Genomic DNA, 6,995 nt, shown 5'->3' with positions numbered 1-6,995 from the left:
CCTGCGCCCACGCCGGTGCCCGAGCCGGAGCCCAAGCCCGAGCCGGTGTCGCTGCCCAAGCCGAAGCCCGAACCCGAGCCGAAGCCCGAGCCGAAGCCCGAGCCGGTGGTCACGTCACCCCCGCCGCTGCGGCCGCCCGCCGACCCGGTGGTCGAGGCGCCGCCGGTGGCGGTGCCCGGCGAACCGAACGCCGCCGCGGTGCGCTCCATGTGGCCGACCGTGCGGGAGAAGGTCCGCCAGCGCAGCCGCACCATCGACGTGATGCTCGCGGGCGCCATCGTGCGGACCGTCGACAAGGACACCCTGGTGCTCACCCACGAGTCGGCGCCGTTGGCGAAACGGCTTGTCGAGCAACGTAACTCCGACGTCATCCGCGATGCGCTCAAGGATGCGCTCGGGGTGGACTGGAAGATCCGCTGCGAGGTGGGTGCGCCGACGGAGGCCCATGTCCCCGCGAAGGCGGCGCAGCGCGAAGAGGACGACATGCTGTCCGAGGCGGTGCACGAAGAGGCCGGGCCGCGCCGCGACCCCGAAGAGGCCGCGCTGGAACTGCTGCAGAGCGAGTTGGGCGCCCGCCGCATCGACGGGGCCTGAGTCCGCGCCTGCTACGCGCTCCACCACGGGCGCAGCGGCAGCCCGCCGTCGCCGCCGGCGTTGTCGAGCTTCACCGCCAGCACCTGGTGCAGCTGAACGACATTCGTCTCGAAGCCCAGCCGTGAGCCGGCCATGTACAGCCCCCACACCTTGGCCGTTCCGAGCCCGACCTCCGCGACCGCCTCGTCCCAGTGCTCCACCAGGTTGCGGCACCAGTCACGCAGAGTGAGCGCGTAGTGGTGGCGCAGGTTCTCCTCGTGCACCACCTCGAGCCCGACGTCCTGGGCCTGGGCGATGATCCGGCCCGACCCGGTGAGCTCCCCGTCGGGGAACACATAGCGGTCGATGAACCCGCCCGCGGTCGCGCCGCTGCGGTTGTCGTGCCGGGTGATGCAGTGGTTGAGCAGCAATCCTCCGGTGCGCAACTTCGTCTGCAGGAAACGGAAGTACGCCGGGTAGTTCTGCACCCCGATGTGCTCGGTCAACCCGATCGACGAGACCGCGTCGAAGCCGCTCTCCCGGACGTCGCGGTAGTCCCCGTGCCGGACCTCGGCCAGGTCGGTAAGGCCCTCTTCGGCGATCGCCTTCTGCGCCCAGGTGGCCTGTTCCTTCGACAGCGTCACCCCGATGGTCTTCACGCCGTGCCGGGCCGCGTAGCGCACCATGCCGCCCCAGCCGCAGCCCACGTCGAGCAGTCGGTCGCCCGCACGCAGGCCCAGCTTCTCGAACACCAGCCGGTACTTGTTGTCCTGTGCCTCCTCCAGCGACGCGTCGGCGTCGGGGTAGCAGGCGCAGGTGTAGGTCATCGACGGCCCGAGCACCCACTCGTAGAAGGTGTTGGAGACGTCGTAGTGGTGGTGGATGGCCTCGGCGTCGCGATGCTTGCTGTGCCGCAGGCCCTCGGCGATCCGCCGCCAGCGCGGCAGCGCCTCCTGCGGCGGCGGGGAGATCGGCTTGAGGTGCTCGATGCCGATCGAGCGGACGATCTGGGCCAGCACCCGCGCGGGCGGACGCTTGAAGTCCATCTTCTCGGCCAGCGCCTTGAGCAGGTCGTACGGGTCACCCGGGTGCACACCGAGCATGTCGAGGTCGCCGGCGATGTAGGCGCGGGCGAGACCGAGATCGCCGGGCGCCGTCGCCAGGTACGTCGTGCCGCGCGGGGTCTTGAGATCCAGCCCGAGTGAGGCGTCCGAGGGCCCGGCCACACTGCCGTCATAGGCGCTGAACTTCAGCGGCAGGTGCCCCGCCGCGAAGATCTCCAGCACCTCGGCCAGCGTGAGCTTCCGTTCGGGCGCCTGATTCTTGAATGTGGTCATCGTCTTTCCACCGCCTTCGCATACAGATCCAGTAGACGTGAATCCGGGTCGTAGGTCTTCTTGACCGTCTTGTACGTTTCGCCGCCGTAGAGGTCGTCGAACTCCTCGGGCGTGTAGTAGGCGTCGGAGTACAGGGACTTGTGGCCGTCGAGTTCGCTCACTTTCCGTTCGATGAGTCTGTTGGTGTACCCATCCTCGGGCCCGACGGGCACCGAGGACCAGAATCCGACATTCACATACGTGTGATGCGCCTGGATCGGGTAGAGCGGCCATCCGCCCTCGTCACGCAGCCGCAGCGGGCACAGCCAGACCGGCTCGATCGGGACGTTGTCGAGGAACCATCGCAGGAACTCCGCGGTGCGGTCGATCGGCACCTCGATGTCCTGCACCACCCGCTCGCGGGGCGGCCTTCCGTTGCGCTTCTCGATGCGGTCGGCGATGTCGAAACGCTGGTCGTAGCCGATCAGCTTCCAGTAGAAGCTGCTGCGCCGGAACCGCCGCGGCCACAGCCGCCGTATGCGGGGATTCTGTGCGCCGAACGCGCGCGAACACCAGAACCAGTCGGTGTCCCACCGCCACAGATAGTCGTGGATGGTCAGCCGGTCGTGCTTCTCGGCTGAATCCTCGCCGGAGTGCTGGATCGAGCGGTAGTAGATGTCCTGGCCGGTGTAGTCGCTGACCGGTCCGGGTGTCCCGGTCCGGACGCCGACGCTCAGGTAACCCTCGTCGGCGCTGAACACCACGCCGTCGAGGTAGTCGACGGGGTCGCCGTCCAGCCCGCCGGTCGCGACGATGCGGTCCATCGTCGCGACGAGATCATCCAGCGAGTCGAAGCGCAGGTGGCACAGTGCGACGAACGGCTTGACCGGTTCGAGTTCGATCTTCAGCCGGACCGTGTAGCCCAGCGTGCCGTAGGAGTTGGGGAACGTCCGGAAGAGGTCGGCGTGCTGGTCGGGCGTCGCGGTCAGCACCTCGCCGGTGCCGGTGAGGATGTCCATTTCGAGCACCGATTCGTGCGGCAGGCCGTTGCGGAACGACGCCGACTCGATACCCAGCCCCGTCACCGCGCCGCCGAGGGTGATCGTCTTCAGCTGCGGCACCACCAGCGGCGACAGCCCGTAGGGCAGCGTGGCGGCGACCAGGTTCTCGTACGTGCACATGCCCGCCACGTCCGCGGTGCGGCGGTCGGGGTCGACGGCGATGACACCGGTCAGCCCCGACGTGTCGAGGCCCTTCGCGGTGCTCTCGGCGCGCTTGCGGAAGAGATTCGACGTGGGCTTGGCCAGCCGGACGGTGGCCGACGGCGGGATGGCTCGGTAACTGGCGAGAAGACGCTCTACACCGGCAGCGTGGGCGGCCTGTGCGTCGTTTGGGGCAACAGACACGCATATACGCTAGACCGCGGTCGCAGCCGATGCGACCGCGCCGGGCCGGGACGACCCCGCCGTTCTTCCACACGACTAGGAGATTTCACCGATGGGACAGGTCAGCGCGTCGAGCACGATCTTGATCAACGCCGACCAGGCGGAGGTGCTTCGCGCGGTCGCCGACTACCAGAACGTGCGCCCGAAGATCCTCTCCGACCACTACAGCGCCTACCGGGTGCTCGAGGGCGGGCAGGGCGCGGGCACCGTCGTGACCTGGAAACTGCAGGCCACCAAGTCCCGGGTGCGCGAGGTGAAGGCCGCCGTCGACGTGGCCGGCCACACCGTCATCGAGAAGGACGCCAACTCGACGCTGGTGACGAACTGGACCGTCGCCCCCGCGGGCCCGGGATCGTCGGTCACGGTCAAGACGTCCTGGACGGGCGCCGGCGGCGTCAAGGGATTCTTCGAGAAGACGTTCGCCCCGCTCGGGCTGAAGAAGATCCAGGCCGAGGTGCTGGAGAACTTGAAGAAGCAGGTCGAGACGGGCGCCTGAGCGCCTAGGCGACGCGCTGGGCCCCCAGGAACCCCGCGATGCCGCGCACCACGGCGTCGGCGTACTTCTGCCGGCCCTCCGGGCTCTTCATCAGCGCGGAGTCGGCCGGGTTCTTCATGTTGCCCAGTTCCACCAGGATCGACGGGTACTGCGCCAGGTTGAGCCCGGCGATGTCGGAGCGCGGGTTAAGGCCGCCGCTGCCGATGTAGGTCGCAGGCGGAATGCCCGAACCGGCCAGCTGGTCGCGCATCACCTGGGCGAACTGCACGGCCGGGCCGGACTGCGCCGCGTTCAGCGGCGGCGACGAGTACAGCACGTGGAACCCGCGTCCGGTGGGCGGCCCGCCGTCGGCGTGGATCGACACGATCGCGTTCGGCTTCAGCGCATTGGCCATCGCCGCGCGTTCGTCGACGCACGGGCCGAGGCCGGTGTCGTCGCCCCGCGACATCGCCGTCCGCACGCCGAGCGCGCTGAGCGCCTGGCGCACCCGCAGGGTGACCTCCCAGGTGAACGAGTGCTCGGCGTAGCCGTCCTGGGTCGACGTGCCGCTGGCCTGGCAGTCCTTGGTGCCGCCGCGGCCCGTCGGGACCTGGCGGCTGATCGACGAGTCGTTGGAGCCGTTGTGGCCGGGATCGAGGAAGACGATCATGCCTGCGATGTTGGCGGGCACGGCGGCCGCCGGCGCGGCGAGGACGGACGCGGCGATCAGCATGGTGACGGCGACGGCGGCGCCCGATCTCAGGCCGGTCCGCAGGCCGACACGCAGGGTGGCAGGCACGGGCGCCACCGTAGCCGCCACGCCGACTAGGCTTGAAGTCCAAACCGCCTCTTCCGGGCGAGAGCAACCAAGTCGAGACCTGCCCGCAATCAAGCCGACGCACCCGATTCAGCAGAGGGGACCGCAAGATGCAACCCGGTGGCCAGCCCGACATGTCGGCGCTACTCGCGCAGGCGCAGCAGGTTCAGCAGCAGCTGATGGAGGCCCAGGAGGCGCTGGCCAACGCCGAGGTGCAGGGCCAGGCCGGCGGCGGCCTCGTGCAGGTCACCATGAAGGGCAGCGGCGAGGTCATTTCGGTGGCGATCGACCCCAAGGTGATAGACCCGGCCGACGTCGAGACGCTGCAGGACCTCGTGGTCGGCGCCATCGGCGACGCGGCCAAGCAGGTCACCATCCTGGCCCACGACCGGCTCGGGCCGCTCGCGGGAGGGATGGGCAACCTGGGCATCCCGGGGCTCTAGTTGTTTGAGGGCCCGGTACAGGATCTGATCGACGAGCTGGGCAAGCTGCCCGGTATCGGGCCGAAGAGCGCGCAGCGGATCGCTTTCCACCTGCTGTCGGTCGAACCGCCCGACATCGACCGGCTCACGGCGGTGCTGAACCGGGTGCGCGACGGGGTCAAGTTCTGCGCCGTGTGCGGCAACGTCTCCGACGACGACCGGTGCCGCATCTGCAACGACCCGCGCCGCGACGCGTCCCTGGTCTGCGTCGTCGAGGAACCCAAGGACGTCCAGGCCGTCGAACGCACCCGTGAATTCCGCGGCCGCTACCACGTGCTCGGCGGCGCGCTCGACCCGCTGTCGGGTGTCGGGCCCGAGCAACTGCGGATCCGTGAACTGCTCAACCGCATCGGCGAGCGGGTCGACGGCGTCGACGTCGCCGAGGTGATCATCGCCACCGACCCGAACACCGAGGGCGAGGCCACCGCCACCTATCTGGTGCGGATGCTGCGGGACATCCCCGGCCTGACGGTCACCCGCATCGCGTCCGGGCTGCCGATGGGCGGCGACCTCGAGTTCGCCGACGAGTTGACCCTCGGCCGGGCGCTGACCGGCCGCCGCGCGATGGCCTGAGCAGGTCAGCGCGTCAGGACCGCCGCGAGCGCGTCGTCGAGGATGTCCAGACCGGCGTTGAAGTCCGTGTCCGAGATCGTCAGGGGCGGGGCGATGCGGAAGATCCCACCCATTCCGGGCAATTGGACGATGTTCATGTGCAGGCCGCGGTCGAGGCATTCGGCCGTCACCTGGGCGCCGAGCGCGTCCGCCGGCGCCCTCGTGCTCTTGTCGGACACGAGTTCGATGCCCTGCAGCAGGCCGCGACCGCGGACGTCGCCGACCTGCTCGTAGCGGTCCCGCATCTCGGTCAGCCGGTCGGTGAGCTGCTTGCCGAGCGCGGCGGCCCGGGCGACCAGGTCGTCACGCTCGACGACGGTCAGGACGGTCAGCGCGACCGCCGCGGCGAGCGGATCCGACACGTGGGTGGTGAAGAACAGGAATCCCCGTTCGTGGCAGGTGTTCTCGATCTCCTCGGTGGTGACGACCGTGGCGACCGGGAGGCCGGCGCCGAGGGTCTTCGAGAGCGTGAGCAGATCCGGCACGACGCCGTCGCGCTCGAACGCGTACATCGACCCGGTGCGGCCGATGCCGGTCTGCGCCTCGTCGGCGATCAGCAGCATGCCCCGCTCGTCGCAGTACTCCCGCAGGCGGCGCAGGTAGCCGGGCGGCGGCTCGATGATCCCGCCCGACGACAGGATCGGCTCGACCAGGCAGGCGGCGAGGCTGCCCGAGGACTGCGCGTCCACGACGCCGAACCCGTAGGCGAGTTCGGTCTCCCAGTCGTGGCTGCCGTCGGCCCGCCGGAACGGTGACCGGTACGCGTTGGGGGTGGGCAGCGTGAGGTTGCCCGGCATCGGCGGCCCGTAGCCGCGGCGGCCCGCGCTGAACGTCGCCGACGCCGCACCCGACGTCATGCCGTGCCAGGACCGGTCGAAGGAGACGATCTCGTATCCGCCGGTGTAGAGCTTGGCCATCTTGATCGCGGCCTCGTTGGACTCCGCGCCGGTGCTCAGCAGCATCACCTTCTCCAGCGGCGCGGGCAACGTGGAGGCGAGCTTGGCGGACAACTCGACGACGGGTCCGCTGAGCATCCCGCTGTAGAGATGGTCCAGTGTCGCGACCGCCGTGGACACCGCCGAGACGATGTCGGGATGTGAGTGGCCGAGCACCGAACTCATCTGTCCGGAGGTGAAGTCGAGGATGGCGTTGCCGTCGTCGTCGTAGACATGACTGCCGCTGGCGCGCTGGATGATCCGCGGCACGAACACCGATCCGTAACGCACGACGTGTCGTTCGGCGTCCTGCCAGAACTGCTCCCGGTTCACCGGTCGA

7 protein-coding genes and 1 pseudogene are annotated in these 6,995 nt (G+C 69.4%); 4 read left to right on the top strand and 4 right to left on the bottom strand.

The features are described from left to right. Nucleotides 1-594, top strand: a pseudogene (locus H7I41_RS02685) (DNA polymerase III subunit gamma/tau); the annotation flags it as partial. An 11-nt stretch (nt 595-605) separates the two neighbouring features. Here the strand turns inward: H7I41_RS02685 and H7I41_RS02680 are convergent. Together H7I41_RS02680 and H7I41_RS02675 are read right to left on the bottom strand one after the other, a co-directional pair. Then, the gene (locus H7I41_RS02680; protein WP_264011014.1) at nt 606-1,910 is read right to left on the bottom strand and encodes a class I SAM-dependent methyltransferase; all 1,305 of its coding nucleotides are present in this window, start codon (nt 1,908-1,910) and stop codon (nt 606-608) included. Beyond that, entirely contained in the window at nt 1,907-3,295 is a 1,389-nt protein-coding gene (locus H7I41_RS02675) for an FAD-binding oxidoreductase (RefSeq protein WP_264011012.1), read from the bottom strand. The genes H7I41_RS02680 and H7I41_RS02675 overlap by 4 nt, the downstream gene beginning before the upstream one ends. A 91-nt stretch (nt 3,296-3,386) precedes the next feature. Between H7I41_RS02675 and H7I41_RS02670 the strand changes: the two genes are divergently transcribed. Next, nucleotides 3,387-3,830, top strand: a complete 444-nt coding sequence (locus H7I41_RS02670) for an SRPBCC family protein (protein ID WP_264011010.1) — start codon at nt 3,387-3,389, stop codon at nt 3,828-3,830. Between the two features lie 4 nt (nt 3,831-3,834). Here H7I41_RS02670 and H7I41_RS02665 read toward each other — a convergent pair whose 3' ends face one another. Beyond that, complete coding sequence (locus H7I41_RS02665; protein ID WP_264011019.1) at nt 3,835-4,542, bottom strand: Rv3717 family N-acetylmuramoyl-L-alanine amidase; 708 nt, start codon at nt 4,540-4,542, stop codon at nt 3,835-3,837. Between the two features lie 194 nt (nt 4,543-4,736). On the opposite strand from H7I41_RS02665, the gene H7I41_RS02660 reads away from it, so the two are divergent. Together H7I41_RS02660 and recR are read left to right on the top strand one after the other, a co-directional pair. Continuing rightward, nucleotides 4,737-5,069: a YbaB/EbfC family nucleoid-associated protein gene (locus H7I41_RS02660; RefSeq protein ID WP_264011009.1), complete on the top strand. Its 333-nt coding sequence runs from the start codon at nt 4,737-4,739 to the stop codon at nt 5,067-5,069. Further along, entirely contained in the window at nt 5,070-5,681 is a 612-nt protein-coding gene (recR, locus tag H7I41_RS02655) for a recombination mediator RecR (protein WP_264011008.1), read from the top strand. It begins immediately after the preceding gene. A 5-nt stretch (nt 5,682-5,686) separates the two neighbouring features. Here recR and H7I41_RS02650 read toward each other — a convergent pair whose 3' ends face one another. Beyond that, nucleotides 5,687-6,988 (bottom strand): aspartate aminotransferase family protein, encoded by a 1,302-nt coding sequence (locus tag H7I41_RS02650; RefSeq protein ID WP_264011007.1) that lies wholly within the window; start codon nt 6,986-6,988, stop codon nt 5,687-5,689. Nucleotides 6,989-6,995: the final 7 nt, after the last annotated feature.

Source organism: [Mycobacterium] manitobense (genome assembly GCF_025821665.1).
GTDB lineage: Bacteria > Actinomycetota > Actinomycetes > Mycobacteriales > Mycobacteriaceae > Mycobacterium > Mycobacterium arseniciresistens.
The sequence above is the reverse complement of the archived record's forward strand: the minus strand, read 5'-3'. Positions and strand labels throughout refer to the sequence as shown.

What these genes read in the sequence shown, in the direction of transcription:
- H7I41_RS02665 (WP_264011019.1), bottom strand. Translation starts at nt 4,542, where the DNA reads ATGCTGATCGCCGCGTCCGTCCTCGCCGCGCCGGCGGCCGCCGTGCCC.
- H7I41_RS02670 (WP_264011010.1), top strand. Translation starts at nt 3,387, where the DNA reads ATGGGACAGGTCAGCGCGTCGAGCACGATCTTGATCAACGCCGACCAG.
- H7I41_RS02660 (WP_264011009.1), top strand. Translation starts at nt 4,737, where the DNA reads ATGCAACCCGGTGGCCAGCCCGACATGTCGGCGCTACTCGCGCAGGCG.
- H7I41_RS02680 (WP_264011014.1), bottom strand. Translation starts at nt 1,910, where the DNA reads ATGACCACATTCAAGAATCAGGCGCCCGAACGGAAGCTCACGCTGGCC.